Below are 16,501 nucleotides of genomic sequence, written 5' to 3' on the forward strand. Positions count from 1 at the left end.
GGCAGCGGCAGCGGCAGCGGCAGCAACTCGAGCCCGTCAGCCCAGCCCTCTATTCCTCCACAGCCATGGCATCTCTCGGCGCGCAGAAATCCTTATCCACAGGCGCTGGACCTACTGGCCACACGGGAGCCGTGCATTTATAGCGTGTGGGCATGTTGGAAATGGAAGCAGTGCCTCCGATTGCGGCACCGACATCAACAGGCGCCTCGCCGAGTCTGCACCGGCGCTCCAAGAGCCTAGAGGGCACCGAGAACTGCAGCTTCGATCCGCGGCTGCCCGTCAAAGGCCGATCCACGGCTATGCCCGACCAGACCGGGCCGTCGCTGAGCGATGCCGGGCAACCTCTCACTCCTGGTCGCCGTGACCACCCCCTCCCTGTTTCGTCTCCCGCAACGAACTCGCTCCGTGAGAACGTCACTGCTTGGCTGCATTACCTGCAGGATCCCGTGCACGAAGCGGACATCGCCACTGAGATCGCCGACTCCGACCTTGTTGATTTGATGCGGGTGTTGGAGGAGTTGAAGTCAGCTGCTGCGGCGGTGCAGGCACGAGCCGCGGCAGCGTTTGACGCTTCGCAGAGACGCGCGCAGTCCCGTGCCGGGGTGCCTGCCGATCAGCTGGGCCGTGGGATCGGAGCGCAGGTCGCTCTGGCCCGCAGGGACTCACCGCACCGCGGCGCCCGGCATCTGGGCTTTGGCAAGGCCCTGGTCCACGAGATGCCTTATACCCTGGCGGCCTTGTCGGCCGGGGTGCTCAGTGAATGGCGTGCCACCCTGCTGGTCCGCGAAACCGCGTGCCTGGACCTGGAAGACCGTGCCCGGGTTGATGAGCTGATCTGCAAGGACCCGGACAAGCTCGAAGGGCTGGGTGACCGCAGGTTGATCGCCCGGATCCGGACGGTTACCCAGGCCCTGGATCAGGCTTCCCAGGTGAAGCGCAACGCCAAGGCCGTGGCAGACCGGTACGTGTCCTGCCGTCCGGCCCCGGACACCATGTCGTATCTGAGCGCTCTGCTGCCCGTCGCGCAGGGTGTGGCCGTGTATGCGGCGTTGTCCCGGGCAGCGGATGGGTTGCGGGCCTCAGGGGATGAGCGCGGGCGCGGTCAGATCATGGCCGACACCCTGGTTGAACGCGTCACCGGGCAGGGCAGTGCAGACCGGGTACCGGTAGAGGTGCAGCTGGTTATCACGGACCGGTCCTTGTTCCGGCAGTCAGGGCCGGACGAGCCGGCATACTTCCCCGGCTACGGGACCGTTCCGGGGTACTGGGCCAGGGAACTGATCAGCAAAGCCCTGACCAACCCGCCAGGACACAGCACCGTGCCCCTCAATCCGCTCCGAAGCGGCAACAGTACCCAGAGAAACAGCAGCAGACCTCGCAGCCCGCTCGGACGCGGCAGTCCCCAGGCCCCGCCAGGAAGCAGCAACAGTCCCCAGAGCCCACCCAGAAACGGCAACAGTCCCCAGACCGCACCAGGAAACAGCAACAGTTCGCACCAGACCGCACCTGGGCCCGGCAACAGTCCCCAGATCGGCGAGCCGGGTGGTCCGGAACCGGCGGATGTGGTGATGCTGCGGCGGTTGTACCTGGACCCGGTCTCGGGCGAGCTGGCCGCGATGGAGTCCCGGGCACGGGCGTTTCCGCCCGGGCTGGCCAGACTCATCCGGACTCGGGACCAAACCTGCCGCACACCCTGGTGCGATGCACCGATCCGCCACATCGACCACATCCAGTCCCACGCCGAGGGCGGTCCTACCACCTACACCAACGGGCAGGGCCTCTGCGAAGCATGCAACCATGCCAAGCAAGCACCCGGCTGGAACTCCACCACCCTCCAGCCGCAACAGCTGCCGCAACAACCGTTCCAACCGCAACGGCCGCCTCGGCCGCCAGAAGCAGTACCCCAGCCACCCCAGCTGCCCCAGCCACGGCACAAGGTCCGCATCACCACGCCCACCGGGCACGCTTACCTATCCGCCTCGCCGGCTCTCCCCGGGAGCGGGGACATCGCCACTTGCACGAGCACCACCACCGGGGAAAGCGGCTGAGTCTATGCCGCTGCCGCCGCCGTCACTCGCCGAAGCGCAGCAGCACCTTGCTGCTCACCGAAGCATCCTTCGCGACCGCAAAGGCCTCCAGTGCATCCTCTACAGCGAACTCGTGGGTGATAACCGGATCGATCTGCAGGCTGCCGTCGGCCAGGGCAGCGATCACCTCGTCGATCTCGTCGTTGAACCGGAAGGACCCAACCAGCTCGAGTTCCCGTGTAATTGCCAGGGAAATCAGCGCAGGCTGTTCGCCCGACGGCAGCAGACCTACCATGACCACGCGTCCGCCACGCGTCGCACCCTGAACGGCAGACATCAGGCCCCGGTAGCTTCCCGACGACTCAAAGCAGATGTCGGCATCCACGGCCGCAATCGCTTCCGCGTCGGTTGCGAGCAGGCTCCGCGACGCTCCAACCGCGCGAGCGGTCTGCAGCGGGAACTCGTGCATATCCGTCGTAATGATCTCTGCAGCGCCCCGGGTCTTCAGCACCGCAGTGATGAGCGCACCAATCGGACCGGACCCGGTGACCAATACCCGTTTCCCCCGCACATCGCCGGCACGCGAAACCGCATGCCAGGCCACCGCCGCAGGCTCGATCAGCGCGGCACGGCGCATCGGAAGCGTCTCCGGCAGCACCCGCAGCATCCTGGTCGGAAGGTTCACAAAGCGGGCAAAAGCACCCTCGGTGTGAGGGAACCGGGCTGCGCTGCCCAGATAAGTGCAACCGGGAGAAAGGTTCGGCCGGTCCTCGGGATACCGGGACCCGTCACCGGGACCGGGAGTCGCCGGATGAACCGCCACAGCGGCACCCTCAGCAGGCCCGGATCCGTCAGCGGCAGCGCGGACAACCCGCCCCACAACCTCGTGGCCCAGAAGCATCGGAGCCTTCAGAACCGACTCACCGGCAGCGCCGTGCTGCCAGTAGTGCAGGTCGGACCCGCACACTCCGCCGTACGCGATCTCCACAACGGCCTCATCGGCGGCCGGGGCATCCAGCTCAACGGGTTCAACCCGCAGGTCACCCGCACCGTGCGCTACTACTCCAAGAATCTCCATGGTCCTGCCTTTCACACCACTGTGGTCATGCCGCCGTCAATGAAGACGACCTGCCCGTTGACGAAGTTCGACGCATCCGATGCCAGCCAGATCGCCGGACCGACGATGTCCTCCACGCTCCCCCACCGTCGGGCCGGAGTACGGCCGAGGATCCAGGAGTTGAAGGCCTCGTCGTCGACCAGGTTCTGGGTCATCTCGGTGTGGATGTACCCCGGGGCGATCGCGTTGACCTGCAGCCCTTCGGCAGCCCATTCCGCCGTCATCGCACGGGTCAGGTTCCGGATACCGCCCTTGGATGCCGTGTACGGAGCGATGGTAGGCCGTGCCAGATCCGCCTGCACCGAGGCGATGTTGATGATCTTGCCCCGCCCGCGCGGAATCATGTGCCGGGCAGCTTCACGCCCCACCAGGAACGCGCTGGTCAGGTTGGTACGCATCACGCGTTCCCAGTCCTCGACGTCGAGCTCCAGCATCGGCACACGGTGCTGCACACCGGCGTTGTTGACCAGGATGTCCAGCGGACCGATTTCGCGCTCTACCCAGGCCACGCCGTCGGCCGCCGCAACAGCGTCGGTGACGTCGAACCGGCGCGCGAAGACGCGGTCCTCTCCAAACTCCGCGGCCAGCGCAGCCCGCGCTCCTTCCAGCCGGTCGGCATCCAGGCCATTGAGCACGACGACGGCGCCCGCACCTGCGAGCCCGCGGGCAATCGCGTTGCCAATGCCCCGGCTGGATCCGGTGACCAGGGCAATCCGCCCGGAAATATCAAACATGTTGGCAGCCAAAACTGCGGCTCCTCTCCGGCACCCGGTGAATCCGGGTACCAAAACGGCCGGGAACAGAGCTGCTCCCGGCCGGATGGATGTACTAGAACCCGGACGCGACCAGGTAAATCGCCAGCGCCAGGACGAACCCGACGACGCCGATCAGCGCCTGGCCAACGGTCCAGGTCTTCAGCGTGGTCTTGGTGTCCATCTGGAAGAACCGGCTGACCAGCCAGAAGCCCGAGTCGTTGACGTGGCCGGCGAAGACGGAACCGGCAGCGAGTGCCAGCACGATCGCCACGGTCTGTACCGCGTTGAAGTCGGGGTTATCCAGCACAACCGGCTGCACCAGGGCGGCGGCGGTCGTCAGGGCAACGGTGGCCGAACCCTGCGCAACACGGACGATCGCAGCGATCACGAAGCCGGCCACGATAACCGGCAGACCGACAGCGTCCAGCGAATCCGCAATCGCGTTGCCAATGCCGCTGGCGCGCAGGACACCGCCGAACATACCGCCGGCACCGGTGATCAGGATGATGGAGCAGACCGGGCCGAGTGCGGAGTCAACCACGGTTTCGATCAGGGTGCCGTTCTTGCCCTGGCGGCGGCCGAGCAGCCACATGGCAAGGAAGACGGTGATCAGCAGGGCAACCGGAGTTTCACCGAGCATGCGCAGGATCTGCACCCAGGTGTCGTCAAGGGAAACGAGGTCGGCGGCGTCAGCCATGTTCAGGCCGGTGTTCAGGAAGATCAGGACGAACGGGAGCAGCAGCAGCGTAATGATGGTGCCCAGGCTCGGCGAGGAGCGGAACTCGGACTCGACCGAACCCTTGGGCGCATCGAGGATGGACGGCACCGGGATGTTGAACTTGCGGCCCAGGAAGTGGCCGAACAGGTAACCGGCGAGGTACCAGGTGGGAATTGCAACGATCAGGCCGAAGATCAGGACCAGTCCGACGTCGGCGCCCAGCAGGCCGGTGGCGGCCACGGGGCCGGGATGCGGCGGAACGAAGATGTGCATGGCGGAGAAAGCCGCGGCTGCAGGGAAGGCGTAGGTCAGCAGCGATCCGCCCATGCGGCGGGCAACGGTGAAGATGATCGGCAGCATGACCACAAGGCCGGCGTCGAAGAAGATCGGGAAACCGAACAGCAGCGAGGCCACCGAGAGTGCCAGCGAGGCGCGCTTCTGGCCGAACTTGTTGATCAGCGCATTGGTCAGCACTTCAGCGCCGCCGGAAACCTCCAGCATGCGGCCCAGCATGGCGCCGAGGCCCACCAAAAGCGCCACGGTTCCGAGCGTGGAACTGAAGCCGCTGAGCATGGTGGGGACAATGTCCCCGGCCTGCACGCCTGTCGCAACCGCGGTCAGGAGGCTGACCAGGATCAGCGCCAGGAAGGCGTGGATACGGAATTTCATGATCATCACGAGCAGCAGGGCAATTGCTGCGACGGCGATCAGCAGGAGGCCGGGAGTACCCAGCGTCCAGTTGAGCTCAAGATCGGTCATCGTTGTCCTATCAGGATGGTGAGAGTGACTTGGTGGGGTAAGTAACTCAGTGGGGAAAGTCCGGGCTAACGCCCGGCGGGTCCGACTGCGGCTGCCGCACCAGCGGCAATTTCGTCGAGGCTCAGCGTGATGCTCAGCCGGATTCCGGCCTCGTCCTCGCCGAGTGGTTCAAGGGTTTCGAACTGGGAGTCGAGGAGACTCGGCGGCATGTACTCGTGGTCGCGCCGGGAAAGCCGCTCAGCGATCAGCTCGCGGGATCCCTCAAGGTGGACGAACTCGACGGTCGGAGCGTAGGACCGGATGAGGTCCCGGTACTTCCGTTTCAGTGCCGAACAGGCAACCACGGTGGCGGTGCCGTTCTGCAGTCCTGCTTCGAGCTCGCGGCCGATGGCACGCAGCCAGGGTTCGCGGTCCTCGTCAGTCAGCGGATGGCCTGATGCCATCTTGGCTTTGTTGCTGGCGGGGTGCAGGTCGTCTCCGTCAAGGAACGGCATTCCGAGTTCGGCGGCAATCGCCTGGCCCGCGGTGGATTTGCCCGATCCCTGGACGCCCATAACGACCAGCGGGGGATAAAGATTGTTCGCCAATGGCATGGCCAAACTCCTCAGACGCTCCATTACATCTGATTTGATATGGCATGGACCACTAATAAATCAGATTTATCAGGTCAAAAGTAGCACATCATCCACGGCCCCGGACGGGTACCGAGTGCAGCACACTAGCGGACAGACTGTTTTACGGATACATACTCGAAGATCACGCTGGTGTTGGTACCCGCAACCTCGGGATGAACGCTGATGTTGTTTGCCACCAGGTCCCGGAGCGCCCCGGAGTCAGCGAGCGCCACATGGATGAGGAAGTCCCGGTCCCCGGTGACGAAAAAGATGCTCTCCACACCCGGCAGCTGCGCGAGATAGTCCTTGAAGGTGGCCAGGTTTGAACGTGCGTGGGCGTGCAGCCGGATGGCGATCATTGCCTGCAGGCCACGTCCGGTAGCCGCGGGATCCACGTCTGCATGGAAACCCCGGATCACGCCTTGCTCCTGCAGCGCCCGGATTCGGCCATGGCAGGTGGAAGGAGCAATGCCGACGGCGGCCGCAACCGCATTGTTGGGCATCCGCGCATCGGAGCGGAGCAGCTCCAGGATCCTCCGGTCAACCGGATCCAGCACCCGCCGTTCCTTCGGTCCAGCCCCTACGGAAACTCCGATTATCAAATCTTCACTCATAACGCGGAGCCTATACAGAATCTCCTGCAAAACCATTGCTCCCACGACGTGGATTATTCGACGATGGCCGCAAGACTGACCACGTTAAGGAGCCGCCATGTACCCCCGCGCCGAAGCACCCCGCACCGCCGTCGTTGTTGGAGCAGGAATGGTGGGCCTCTCCACCGCCTGGCACCTGCAGGAACGCGGAGTAGAGGTCACCGTCCTGGACCGCTCCGGGATCGGCGCCGGAGCATCCTGGGGAAATGCGGGCTGGCTGACGCCGGGCATGGCCATGCCGCTTTCGGACCCGTCGCTCTGGAGCTACGGCGCCAAGGCACTGCTGGACCCCTCGGCACCCCTGCACATTCCGGCCCGGCTGGACCCAGAGCTGTTCTCCTTCCTGCTGCGTTTCGCCGCCCATGCCACCCCACGCGCCTGGGCCCGCACCATGTCCGCACTGACACCGATCGACAGGATGGCACTTGAAGCCTTTGACGAACTGACGGCCGCCGGGGTCCAGGCCTCCACACACAAGGGCCCGTTCATCATCGGGTTTGAGAAGGATGCCCAGAGTGCGCCGTTCATCCAGGAGATCCACCACGTGGAGAAGGCCGGGCAGTCCGTTCCGCTAAACCGGCTCCAGGACGCCCAGCTGAAGGTCCCCCAGCTCTCCGGCAACGTTGAATCAGTCTTCGCCATGGAAGGCCAGCGCTTTATTGAGCCCGGCCCGTTCGTGCAGGCCCTCGCGGAAGCCGTCCAGTCCCGGGGCGGCCGAATCCTTACGGGTGCCGAAGTGCAGTCACTGCGGCACGGCCCCCATGGCATCGCGGTGGAAACGTACGCGCAGGAACCGGTAACGGCCGACGTCGTTGTCCTCGCCACAGGCGCCTGGCTCCCCCGCCTGGCGCGGCCATTGGGCGTGAAGACGCTGGTACAGGCCGGCCGCGGCTACTCCTTCAGCGTGGCAACTGACCAGCCTGCCGAATTCCCCATCTACTTCCCGGCACGCCGGGTGGCCTGCACCCCCTACCAGGGCAGGCTGCGGATCGCCGGAACCATGGAGTTCCGCGGGCCGGATGAGCCGCTGCAGACGGGGCGCATTGACGCGATCCTCGCCTCGGTGCGTCCGCTGTTCACCAACATGGACCTGGATGACCTGGAGGACATCTGGGTTGGCCCGCGGCCGGTCACGCCGGACGGCCTTCCACTGGTGGGCGCCACCAGGGCTCCGGGAGTCTATGTAGCCGGCGGCCACGGGATGTGGGGAATCGTCCTGGGCCCGGCCACCGGAAAGCTGCTCGCCGAGCAAATCACCACCGGCGCTGTTCCGGAGGAAATCCGGCCGTTCGATCAGCGGATATACCCCCTTGGGTATTTGGATTTATACCCTAGGGGGTATTACCGTGGAGGTACCCCGATCCCCCAAAGGAGTACCCATGCTTATCGAACGCATCTACGACGAGGACCTGGCACAGGCCAGCTACTTCATCGGCTGCCAGCGCCTGGGCGAGGCGATCGTCGTCGACGCCCGCCGCGACGTCGCCCCCTACCTTGAACTCGCTGCTGCGAACGGCATGAAGATCACCGCGGTGACCGAGACCCACATCCACGCCGACTACCTCTCCGGCACGCGCGAACTGGCCGCCGCCACCGGCGCACAGATCTACATCTCCGGCGAAGGCGGAGCTGACTGGCAGTACGGTTTCGACGGTACCCGGATGTACGACGGCGATGCCATCACGATCGGCAACCTCACCATCAAGGCCCTCCACACCCCCGGCCACACCCCCGAGCACCTCTCCTACCTGGTCACCGACGGTGCGTTCACCGATCAGGCCGGCTACCTGCTTTCCGGCGACTTCGTCTTCGCCGGTGACCTCGGCCGTCCCGACCTGCTCGATGAAGCAGCCGGCGGCGTCGATACCCGTTTCGAAGGCGCCAAGCAGATGTTCGCCAGCCTGCGGGACAAGTTCCTCACCCTGCCCGACTACGTTCAGGTCCACCCCGGCCACGGCGCGGGCAGCGCCTGCGGCAAGGCACTGGGCGCCATCCCCTCCTCCACCGTGGGCTACGAGCGCCTCTACGCCTGGTGGGGCCCCTACCTCGCGGCCAATGATGAGCAGGGCTTCATCAACGAACTCCTCGACGGACAGCCCGAGGCCCACGCCTACTTCGCCCGGATGAAGAAGCAGAACAAGCAGGGTCCGGCAGTGATGGGCCCGCGCGAACCGCTGGCTGAAATCCCGGCCGCCGACGTCGTGACCAGGCTCGAGACCCGCGTAGCCACCTTCGTGGACACCCGCAGCGTTCCCGAACTGCACGAGGGCACGGTCCCCGGCGCCCTGCACATCCCCGCCGGCGGCAAGACCGCCAGCTTCGGCGCCTGGGCCGTGGACCCTGAGTCCGAACGCACGCGTCCGCTGATCCTGCTCACCGCAGACCAGGACCAGGCCCACGCCGTCCGCGATTCGCTGGCACGCGTCGGCATTGACGACGTCGCCGGGTTCGTCACCAGCCTGGAGGGACTCCCGCAGGCAGCACCGGCCACCATCTCCGCCACGGACCTTGATTCGTTCGACGCAGCAATGGTGCTCGACGTCCGCGCCCGCACCGAGCACGCGGCCGGCAACATCCCGGGCTCGCACCAGCTGCACGGCGGACGCGCCCTGTGGAACCTGGACGAGCTGCCTTCCGAAGGCAAGATCGTGGCGTACTGCGCCAGCGGCATGCGCAGCTCGATCGTCGGCCACGCCCTGCGCAACGCCGGGTACGACGTCGTCGAGCTCGAAGGCGCCTACCCCGCCTGGGCTGCCGCGCACGCTTCGTAGCACCAGCGATATAACCCCGGTCCGCTTCTCGCGGGCCGGGGTTTTTCGCTGTCCCGGGACCCAGTTTCTGCACCACGCACCATGTACCGCACCGACACCCCGGCACCGGCCCGGAAGCAAGTACACAAAAGCACCCGGCTGGTAAACCCAGCCGGGTGTTTTGTGCTCGACGCCGCGTTGTTACATGCCCAGGATTTCCTGCACCAGGACAAACGCGCCCATGGCCAGTACGAACCAGCCGAAGGCCTTCCGCAGGGCGGCCTCGGGAATCCGGCCGACCAGTTTGGCTCCGATGAGTGAGCCGACAATCGCCATGGCCGTGACGGCCAGGGTCATGCTCCAGTCGATCTGCACGGTGGTCAGGTATCCGGCCAGGCCAGCGAAGGATTTCATGGCAATAACCACCAGCGAGGTACCCACAGCGATCGCCATCGGCATGCCGCCGAGCAGGGCCAGGGCGGGCACCACCAGGAACCCGCCGCCGGCGCCAACCAGGCCGGTCACCAGGCCAACAACGGCACCGTCGGCAAGGATGCGAAGGATCGGCAAGTCGGAGTAAGCCTTGTCCGGGTCGGCCTTGCGCCGGCCGCGGAGCATGGCGATCGACGTCGCGATCATCATGAGCGAGAACGCGATCATCAGCACCACGGAAGGAATGCGGCTGCCCAGCAGGCCCCCCACGAACGCTCCGGCCATGCCGGCGGCACCGAAGATCAGTCCGGTCCGCCAGCGCACACGGCCGTTGCGGGCATGGCCTATCACGCTTACCGCGGAGGTCACGCCCACCACGAACAGTGAGGATGCGATTGCTTCCCTGGCGCCGAACCCGGCGACGTAGACCAGGATCGGCACAGTCAGGATCGAACCGCCGCCGCCCAGCAGGCCAAGCGACAGTCCGATCAGCAGGGACAGGCTGAGCACCAGCACCAGGGTGGGGGTCATGAGGCTGCGGGTCCGCCCTGCTTGGGCAGCGACCGGATGGCCGACTCACGCGTCGGCTCGGAAGCAGTCTTGTTCCACGGCATCCTGGCCAGCGCCGCGCCCATGGCGCAGGAGTTGGTTGCAGCGGAGAAGGTCAGGCCGGCGCCGATGCCGCCGGCGAGCACGCGGAGTTTCGGCGAGACAAAACGTCCGCCGGCCAGGCCCAGAACGACGGCGGAGCCGGCCACCATGCGCACCTGACGTTCGAGGTCCCAGCGCTTCTGGCCGCGGACGACGTCGCCGCCGGCCGCTGCGAAGGCGGGGACGCCGCCGGTCAGGACGTGCGCCGAACCGATGCCGGCACTGCCAAGGCGGGTGCGGGCCTGCTCGGCACGGGTGCCGGACTGGCAGACGAGCACAACGCGCTTGCCCAGGCGCTCGGCGAGTTCATCGGTGTGCTCGGACAGCAGCGGAAGCGGCACGTTGTAGGAACCGCGGATGTGCATGGCTTCGAACTCTGCGGCGAAACGGACGTCGATGACGATCAGGTCGTCCGGGTCCTTCATCCAGGTGCGGAGGGTCTGCGCATCAACGGAGGTTACGGCCGCGGGGGTGTTCGCAGTCATGGGGGTCCTTTCGGAGGAAGTGGGGGGAACTTCAACAATCCCATATACCCATGGGGGTATGCAAAACACCCCCGGGGGTATATGGCCGCCTCTATGCCCCGCCGCCGCAATCTGGGAATGTTGCTCCATGGAGACGGTGCTGCTCGGCCTGGCAGTGGGACTGGTGGTTGGCGCCATCGTGGGCCTGGTCGGCGCGGGCGGCGCCATCATTGCCGTGCCCGCCCTGGTTTATGTGGTGGGACTGGACCCGGAAGATGCCGTACCCACCTCGCTGATCGTCGTCGGACTGGCATCGCTGGCCGGCGCAGTGCCGCGGCTGCGCCGGGAAGTGAGCTGGCCACTGGTGCTGATGATCGCTGTGCCGGGCGTCCCGGCATCCTGGGCCGGGGCTGCAGTGGGAGAACTGCTGAACCCTGACTGGCTGATGCTGTGCTTTGCCCTGATCATGATCATCGCCGGGATACGGATGCTGGCGAGCGCCCGGAACCCTGCTCCCCCAGTGCGGCCCGCGGAGAACGGCAGCTGGGGTGGACTGGCGCTGCGCGGCATTCCGGTGGGACTGATGGTCGGGTTCCTCACGGGGATGCTCGGGGTAGGCGGCGGTTTCCTGATCATTCCGGCGCTGACCCTGCTGCTGGGCGTACCCATGGCCCGCGCCGTCGGCACCTCGCTGGTGATCATCGCCGTCAATTCAGCGTCGGGATTCGCGGCGCACCTGGATGGCCTGGCCATCGACTGGTCCCTGGCCCTGAGCTTCGCCGCCATGGCGATGGCCGCCTCACTCGCGGCGGCGCGGCTGGCGCACCGGCTCAACCAGACGGTGGTCAGCCGTATTTTCGCGGCCGTGATCTTCACCGTTGCCCTCGGTGTCCTCATCCAGACCGTACCGGCGCTGCTGCCCGCACAGGCTCCCGAGGCACCGGAAGACCCACCTGCAGCCAGCGCCAGCCTCGCCGCGAGCAGGCTGAGCTTCGGGGAACGGAGCCTGAATGTGCTGGTGGAGAACAACACGGGGACGGATATGGTGATCACCGCAGCCCAGCTGGAAACCGCCGCCTACTCCAGCCCCGCGCCATGGACTCCCGCCGACGGCGATGCCACCACGCTCCGTCCCGGCGGCCGTGTGGCACTGCCGGTTGAACTGCCGGAGGCGGCATGCAGCAATAACGGACCAGGCTTCGACGCCGCCGTCCGCCTGGACTTGGAGACCGAAGTGGAGGGGGCTGCGGGGGAACTCATTATTCCCGCAGCCGACCCCTACCGAACCGTCGCCCAGGCACACGGGCAGGACTGTCTGCAGCAGGAGGTCGACGCCGTCGCCTCCTTTGCCCTGGCACCGGAACTGGAGGTTGCAGCGGACGGCCGCACCGCCGTCGTCCGCATTCTGGTAACTCCCAGCGGCGGCTCGGGCATGGTCAATGTGAGGATCGGCTCGACGACACTGCTCAGCGAGGCGCCGGGGCAGCCGTGGCCCCGGGAAATCGAAGTGGACGCTGCCGATGAGCCATCGGTGATTCAGCTGCGGCTTGAACCGCCGGCAGAGTTCACGGCTGCGGTGTACGGTTTTGTTCGCTCGGCCTGTGCCGGCGGAGGGTGATCCCGGGGCTTTCCAGCGGTGATCCAAGCGTTGCACGCAGATCACGCCTTTGTGATCTGCGTTACAGGTGATGCTACCTGTTTAGGGAACCAAAAGGCCAAACCGACCTCACCACATCCCCTGACCTGCAGTTATGACGAACGGCCCAGCGTGTCAGGACTGCGTGAGACGATAAAACCATGCCCGACACCATGCCCCTGATCGATGTCACCGACATCATCCGAGTGGTGGGTGGTTCCGCGTTCCAGCGGGGCCAGGGTTATGCCAAGGGAGGGTCCGTCGAATCCCTGGACTGGGACGGCGCCGGCCATGTCCTGCGTGCCCGGGTCCGCGGCCATGCCAGCACCCCTTACAGCACCATGCTGGTCCTCGAAGCCAAACGCCAGGGCGATTACCGGTTGGTGGACAACCACTGCAGTTGCCCGGTGGGGTACGACTGCAAGCATGTGGCTGCCGCGGCCCTGCAGAGCAACACCGAGCACCTCATCGGCCGGCAGGAACTGCGCAGCGCCTCCGCCCAGCCTGCCGTGCCCGCCTGGCAGGCGTCCCTGCAAAGCCTGCTGGAGGGCAGCACCAGCAGCGAACCCAGCCGAATCACTCCCCTGGGCCTGCAGTTTGAACTGCGGCGGCGCGACGGCGGTTCCTCAGGAGTGTGGGGGCCGCCCGCATCCCGACGGACTGTCCGGGCACCGGCTTGGCGGCTGGGAGTCCGGCCGGTGGTCCGCAATGCCCGCGGCGCCTGGGTCAAGAACAACCTGGCGTGGACGAACCTGGCCTATCAGACCTACGGACTGAAGCTGGATCCGGAGCAGCACCGCTGGTTTTCCCAGTTCCCTGCCCTGCACCGGTCCAACGGCGTGAGCTATTTCGGCCAGAACGACTCATGGCTTTACCTGGACGACTTCGCCAACCCCCTGTTGTGGCAGCTGCTTAGCGAAGCCCGGCGGCTGGGCGTGGAGTTCGTCGGCACCAAAAAAGACGTCACGGTGCACGTCGGCTCCGAAGCCATACTTGCCCTCGATGTCCGCTCTGCTGCGCAGGAGCACGGCCCGCTGCAGCTGCTGCCCAGCCTGGAAATCGACGGACAGTCCTACCCGCTGGATACTGCCGGCATCATCGGAAGCCACGGCCTGTATGTCCAGGCCGCCAGCGGCATGATCCTGCTGGCACCGAGCCCGCGGACCCTGACGGAACAGGACCGGACACTGCTGGCCGGCAACGCCCCGGTGACCATCCCGGAGTCAGACACCGGCCTGTTCCTGGAGAAGTTCTATCCGAAGCTGCGCCAGGTGCTCCCGGTGACCAGCAGCGACGAATCGGTCCAGTTCCCGGAGGTTGAGCCGCCGGTCCTGGTCCTGACTGCCGCCTTCCAGCCGGAGGACGAGCTGGCCCTGGGCTGGGAATACGAATACCGGCAGGGAACCACCTCCATCCGGATTGCCCTGGATACGCGCCCCTCCCCGTCAGACCCGGCCGCGCGGGACGTGGGAGCGGAGACCGAGCTTCTGGAAACGGCACGGAAGGTGCTGGGGTCTGCACCGCACAACACCGTGCTGCACGAGATCGAAACCGCCGAGTTCAGTGAGTACACCCTGCCGAAGCTGCAGAAAGCGGACGGCATCCGCGTGGACATCCTGGGTGAACGGCCGGACTACCGGGAGCTGACGTCCGCTCCGCAGCTGAAGATCACCACCGTTGAAACCGAACGCCGGGACTGGTTCGACCTGGCGGTGATGATCACGGTCGAAGGCCGGCAGGTCGCCTTCGCCGATGTATTCAAGGCCATCGCCAAGGGCAAGACCAAGATCAAACTTGTGGACAACACCTACCTGTCCCTGGACCGGCCCGAATTTGAACGGCTGCATGCCCTGATCGAAGAAGCCCAGGCCCTGCAGGAGTGGGACACCGGAGAGCTGGGTATCAGCAGGTACCAGGCCGGACTCTGGGCTGAGCTGGAGGAACTGGCGGAGGAAACCGAGCAGGCAGCAGCGTGGCGCGCCGCGGTCAGCGGGCTGCTGGAACTCGAATCCGTGGAACCTGCCCCTCTGCCGGCGGGACTGCGGGCAGAGCTGAGGCCCTATCAGGTTCAGGGCTATAACTGGCTGTCCTTCCTCTGGGAGCACGGGCTCGGGGGTGTCCTGGCTGATGACATGGGACTGGGCAAGACCCTGCAGGCGCTGGCGCTCATTGCCCGCGCCCGGGAAGTGCAGCTGGCCGGACCAGCAGGGAACGGGCCCCGCCGGCCTTTCCTGGTGGTTGCCCCCACCTCAGTGGTACCGAACTGGATTTCCGAAGCTGCCAGGTTCACCCCGGGCCTGCGTGCCGTCTCGATCCCGGACACAAGCAACAAGTCCCGCCGCAAGCTGGGCGACCTGATCGACGGTGCGGACATTGTGGTGACGTCCTATGCGGTGTTCCGGCTCGACTTCGCTGCCTACCGGACCCAGGAGTGGGATGGGCTGATCCTGGATGAAGCCCAGTTCGTGAAGAACCGCACCACCCGGGCCAACCAGTGCGCCAGGGACCTGCCGGCTCCCTTCAAACTTGCCATTACGGGAACTCCAATGGAGAACAACCTGATGGAGCTCTGGTCCATGTTCGCGATCGTGGCGCCGGGACTCTTCCCATCCGCCCGGCGGTTCGCCGAGGAGTACCAGCGCCGGATCGAGAAGTCCCAGGACATGGCCCAGCTGGGAAAGCTGCGCCGCCGGATCAAGCCGCTGATGCTGCGCCGCACCAAGGAAGCAGTCGCTTCGGATCTGCCTGCCAAGCAGGAGCAGGTGCTGGAGGTGGACCTCACCCCGAAGCACCGCAAGATCTATGAGACGCATCTGCAGCGCGAGCGGCAGAAGCTGATGGGCCTGATTGAGGACATGGACCGGAACCGGATGATCGTGTTCCGGTCGCTGACCCTGCTGCGGATGCTCAGCCTGGACGCCTCGCTGGTGGACCCGGAAAACGCAGGGGTCCCCTCCGCCAAGCTCGATGCCCTGCTCGAACAGCTCCAGGACGTCACCGCTGAAGGGCACCGGGCACTGGTGTTCAGCCAGTTCACGTCCTTCCTGAAACTGGCTGCCCAGCGGCTGGACGACGCCGGAATCACCTACACCTACCTGGACGGCTCCACCCGGAACCGCGCTGAAGTCATCGCCGCCTTCAAGGACGGCCAGGCCCCGGTCTTTTTGATCAGCCTGAAAGCGGGCGGTTTCGGGCTGAACCTAACCGAAGCCGACTACGTCTTCCTCCTGGACCCCTGGTGGAACCCGGCCACGGAAGCGCAGGCCGTGGACCGCACGCACCGCATCGGACAGACCCGTTCGGTGATGGTCTACCGGATGGTGGCCCGCGGAACCATCGAGGAAAAAGTCATGGCACTCAAGGAGCAGAAGGCCGCACTGTTCTCCTCCGTACTGGACGACGACGCAGTGTTCAGTTCCGCCCTGACGGCTGAGGACATCCGGGAACTCCTGCAGTAACCGCCGGATCAGCCCGAACTCCGCCCACGCCACATTCAGCAGTGAATTCCTGCACAGCGTTTCACCCGGCATCCGCGGATTTCCGCGCCTGCGCGGCTTCCGCCAGAATTTCTACCCCTTGTAGAAATGGGTATTTTGGGAATGTTGCCGGACCCGGGCCGGCACCCGAAGACCAGCAAGGAAAAGACAGACTTGAGTCTCAAAGAAGCCATCCGTCCGAACGCGGACGTCCGTCCCGCCGAAACGCCCCCTGAAGACAGCGACGAGCTGGTGCACGTCTTCTGCACCCCCTGCAAGCGCCGGGCTATGCAGCATGCCAGGCGCCCCAAGCCGTACTGCGGCAAAACCATGCCCAACCGGCCGCTGCGCAGCGACAACGCCCATCTGCCGGTCTGCGTGGTGTGCGTGGAGCTGGCCCGTTCCGGTCCCTGCCCTTCCTGCGGAATGCAGGCCCGCCTCTAGGGAGC

General features: G+C 65.8%; 13 protein-coding genes. 6 read left to right on the forward strand and 7 right to left on the reverse strand.

The window, feature by feature from the left end:
• The first annotated feature begins 152 nt into the window (after nucleotides 1-152).
• A complete protein-coding gene (locus tag FYJ28_RS17305; RefSeq protein WP_229780300.1) occupies nucleotides 153-2,048 on the forward strand; it encodes an HNH endonuclease in 1,896 nt (631 codons plus the stop codon).
• A 22-nt stretch (nucleotides 2,049-2,070) separates the two neighbouring features.
• Here FYJ28_RS17305 and FYJ28_RS06885 read toward each other — a convergent pair whose 3' ends face one another.
• From FYJ28_RS06885 to FYJ28_RS06905, 5 genes are all read right to left on the reverse strand, one after another.
• Nucleotides 2,071-3,105, reverse strand: coding sequence for an L-idonate 5-dehydrogenase (locus FYJ28_RS06885; RefSeq protein ID WP_055239992.1), 1,035 nt, complete (start codon nucleotides 3,103-3,105; stop codon nucleotides 2,071-2,073).
• A gap of 11 nt (nucleotides 3,106-3,116) precedes the next feature.
• Entirely contained in the window at nucleotides 3,117-3,878 is a 762-nt protein-coding gene (locus tag FYJ28_RS06890) for an SDR family oxidoreductase (RefSeq protein ID WP_055240108.1), read from the reverse strand.
• Nucleotides 3,879-3,972: 94 nt separating this feature from the next.
• Nucleotides 3,973-5,376 carry a GntP family permease gene (locus FYJ28_RS06895; RefSeq protein ID WP_154578735.1) on the reverse strand — a complete coding sequence of 468 codons (1,404 nt, stop codon included), beginning with the start codon at nucleotides 5,374-5,376 and terminating at the stop codon, nucleotides 3,973-3,975.
• A gap of 65 nt (nucleotides 5,377-5,441) precedes the next feature.
• Nucleotides 5,442-5,969, reverse strand: a complete 528-nt coding sequence (locus FYJ28_RS06900) for a gluconokinase (protein ID WP_055239990.1) — start codon at nucleotides 5,967-5,969, stop codon at nucleotides 5,442-5,444.
• Between the two features lie 125 nt (nucleotides 5,970-6,094).
• The gene (locus FYJ28_RS06905) at nucleotides 6,095-6,604 is read right to left on the reverse strand and encodes an Lrp/AsnC family transcriptional regulator (RefSeq protein WP_154578736.1); all 510 of its coding nucleotides are present in this window, start codon (nucleotides 6,602-6,604) and stop codon (nucleotides 6,095-6,097) included.
• A gap of 97 nt (nucleotides 6,605-6,701) precedes the next feature.
• On the opposite strand from FYJ28_RS06905, the gene FYJ28_RS06910 reads away from it, so the two are divergent.
• Both FYJ28_RS06910 and FYJ28_RS06915 read left to right on the forward strand, forming a co-directional pair.
• Complete coding sequence (locus FYJ28_RS06910) at nucleotides 6,702-8,141, forward strand: NAD(P)/FAD-dependent oxidoreductase (protein WP_154578737.1); 1,440 nt, start codon at nucleotides 6,702-6,704, stop codon at nucleotides 8,139-8,141.
• Nucleotides 8,023-9,414, forward strand: coding sequence for an MBL fold metallo-hydrolase (locus FYJ28_RS06915; protein WP_154578738.1), 1,392 nt, complete (start codon nucleotides 8,023-8,025; stop codon nucleotides 9,412-9,414). Before FYJ28_RS06910 ends, FYJ28_RS06915 begins: the two co-directional genes overlap by 119 nt.
• A gap of 180 nt (nucleotides 9,415-9,594) precedes the next feature.
• On the opposite strand, the gene FYJ28_RS06920 is transcribed toward FYJ28_RS06915, so the two are convergent.
• A complete protein-coding gene (locus FYJ28_RS06920; RefSeq protein ID WP_154578739.1) occupies nucleotides 9,595-10,356 on the reverse strand; it encodes a sulfite exporter TauE/SafE family protein in 762 nt (253 codons plus the stop codon).
• A complete protein-coding gene (locus tag FYJ28_RS06925; RefSeq protein WP_154578740.1) occupies nucleotides 10,353-10,961 on the reverse strand; it encodes a rhodanese-like domain-containing protein in 609 nt (202 codons plus the stop codon). Before FYJ28_RS06925 ends, FYJ28_RS06920 begins: the two co-directional genes overlap by 4 nt.
• Nucleotides 10,962-11,088: 127 nt before the next feature.
• On the opposite strand from FYJ28_RS06925, the gene FYJ28_RS06930 reads away from it, so the two are divergent.
• The 3 genes from FYJ28_RS06930 (at nucleotide 11,089) to FYJ28_RS06940 (ending at nucleotide 16,496) form a co-directional block, all read left to right on the forward strand.
• A complete protein-coding gene (locus FYJ28_RS06930; RefSeq protein ID WP_154578741.1) occupies nucleotides 11,089-12,558 on the forward strand; it encodes a sulfite exporter TauE/SafE family protein in 1,470 nt (489 codons plus the stop codon).
• 179 nt (nucleotides 12,559-12,737) lie between these two features.
• Nucleotides 12,738-16,034 carry a DEAD/DEAH box helicase gene (locus FYJ28_RS06935; protein WP_154578742.1) on the forward strand — a complete coding sequence of 1,099 codons (3,297 nt, stop codon included), beginning with the start codon at nucleotides 12,738-12,740 and terminating at the stop codon, nucleotides 16,032-16,034.
• 192 nt (nucleotides 16,035-16,226) lie between these two features.
• Nucleotides 16,227-16,496: a hypothetical protein gene (locus FYJ28_RS06940; RefSeq protein WP_152969873.1), complete on the forward strand. Its 270-nt coding sequence runs from the start codon at nucleotides 16,227-16,229 to the stop codon at nucleotides 16,494-16,496.
• The last annotated feature ends 5 nt before the right edge of the window (nucleotides 16,497-16,501 follow it).

The sequence above is a fragment of the Arthrobacter sp. BL-252-APC-1A genome (assembly GCF_009696625.1).
GTDB lineage: Bacteria > Actinomycetota > Actinomycetes > Actinomycetales > Micrococcaceae > Arthrobacter_B.

What these genes read in the sequence shown, in the direction of transcription:
- FYJ28_RS17305 (WP_229780300.1), top strand. Translation starts at nt 153, where the DNA reads ATGTTGGAAATGGAAGCAGTGCCTCCGATTGCGGCACCGACATCAACA.
- FYJ28_RS06885 (WP_055239992.1), bottom strand. Translation starts at nt 3,105, where the DNA reads ATGGAGATTCTTGGAGTAGTAGCGCACGGTGCGGGTGACCTGCGGGTT.
- FYJ28_RS06890 (WP_055240108.1), bottom strand. Translation starts at nt 3,878, where the DNA reads ATGTTTGATATTTCCGGGCGGATTGCCCTGGTCACCGGATCCAGCCGG.
- FYJ28_RS06895 (WP_154578735.1), bottom strand. Translation starts at nt 5,376, where the DNA reads ATGACCGATCTTGAGCTCAACTGGACGCTGGGTACTCCCGGCCTCCTG.
- FYJ28_RS06900 (WP_055239990.1), bottom strand. Translation starts at nt 5,969, where the DNA reads ATGCCATTGGCGAACAATCTTTATCCCCCGCTGGTCGTTATGGGCGTC.
- FYJ28_RS06905 (WP_154578736.1), bottom strand. Translation starts at nt 6,604, where the DNA reads ATGAGTGAAGATTTGATAATCGGAGTTTCCGTAGGGGCTGGACCGAAG.
- FYJ28_RS06910 (WP_154578737.1), top strand. Translation starts at nt 6,702, where the DNA reads ATGTACCCCCGCGCCGAAGCACCCCGCACCGCCGTCGTTGTTGGAGCA.
- FYJ28_RS06915 (WP_154578738.1), top strand. Translation starts at nt 8,023, where the DNA reads ATGCTTATCGAACGCATCTACGACGAGGACCTGGCACAGGCCAGCTAC.
- FYJ28_RS06920 (WP_154578739.1), bottom strand. Translation starts at nt 10,356, where the DNA reads ATGACCCCCACCCTGGTGCTGGTGCTCAGCCTGTCCCTGCTGATCGGA.
- FYJ28_RS06925 (WP_154578740.1), bottom strand. Translation starts at nt 10,961, where the DNA reads ATGACTGCGAACACCCCCGCGGCCGTAACCTCCGTTGATGCGCAGACC.
- FYJ28_RS06930 (WP_154578741.1), top strand. Translation starts at nt 11,089, where the DNA reads ATGGAGACGGTGCTGCTCGGCCTGGCAGTGGGACTGGTGGTTGGCGCC.
- FYJ28_RS06935 (WP_154578742.1), top strand. Translation starts at nt 12,738, where the DNA reads ATGCCCGACACCATGCCCCTGATCGATGTCACCGACATCATCCGAGTG.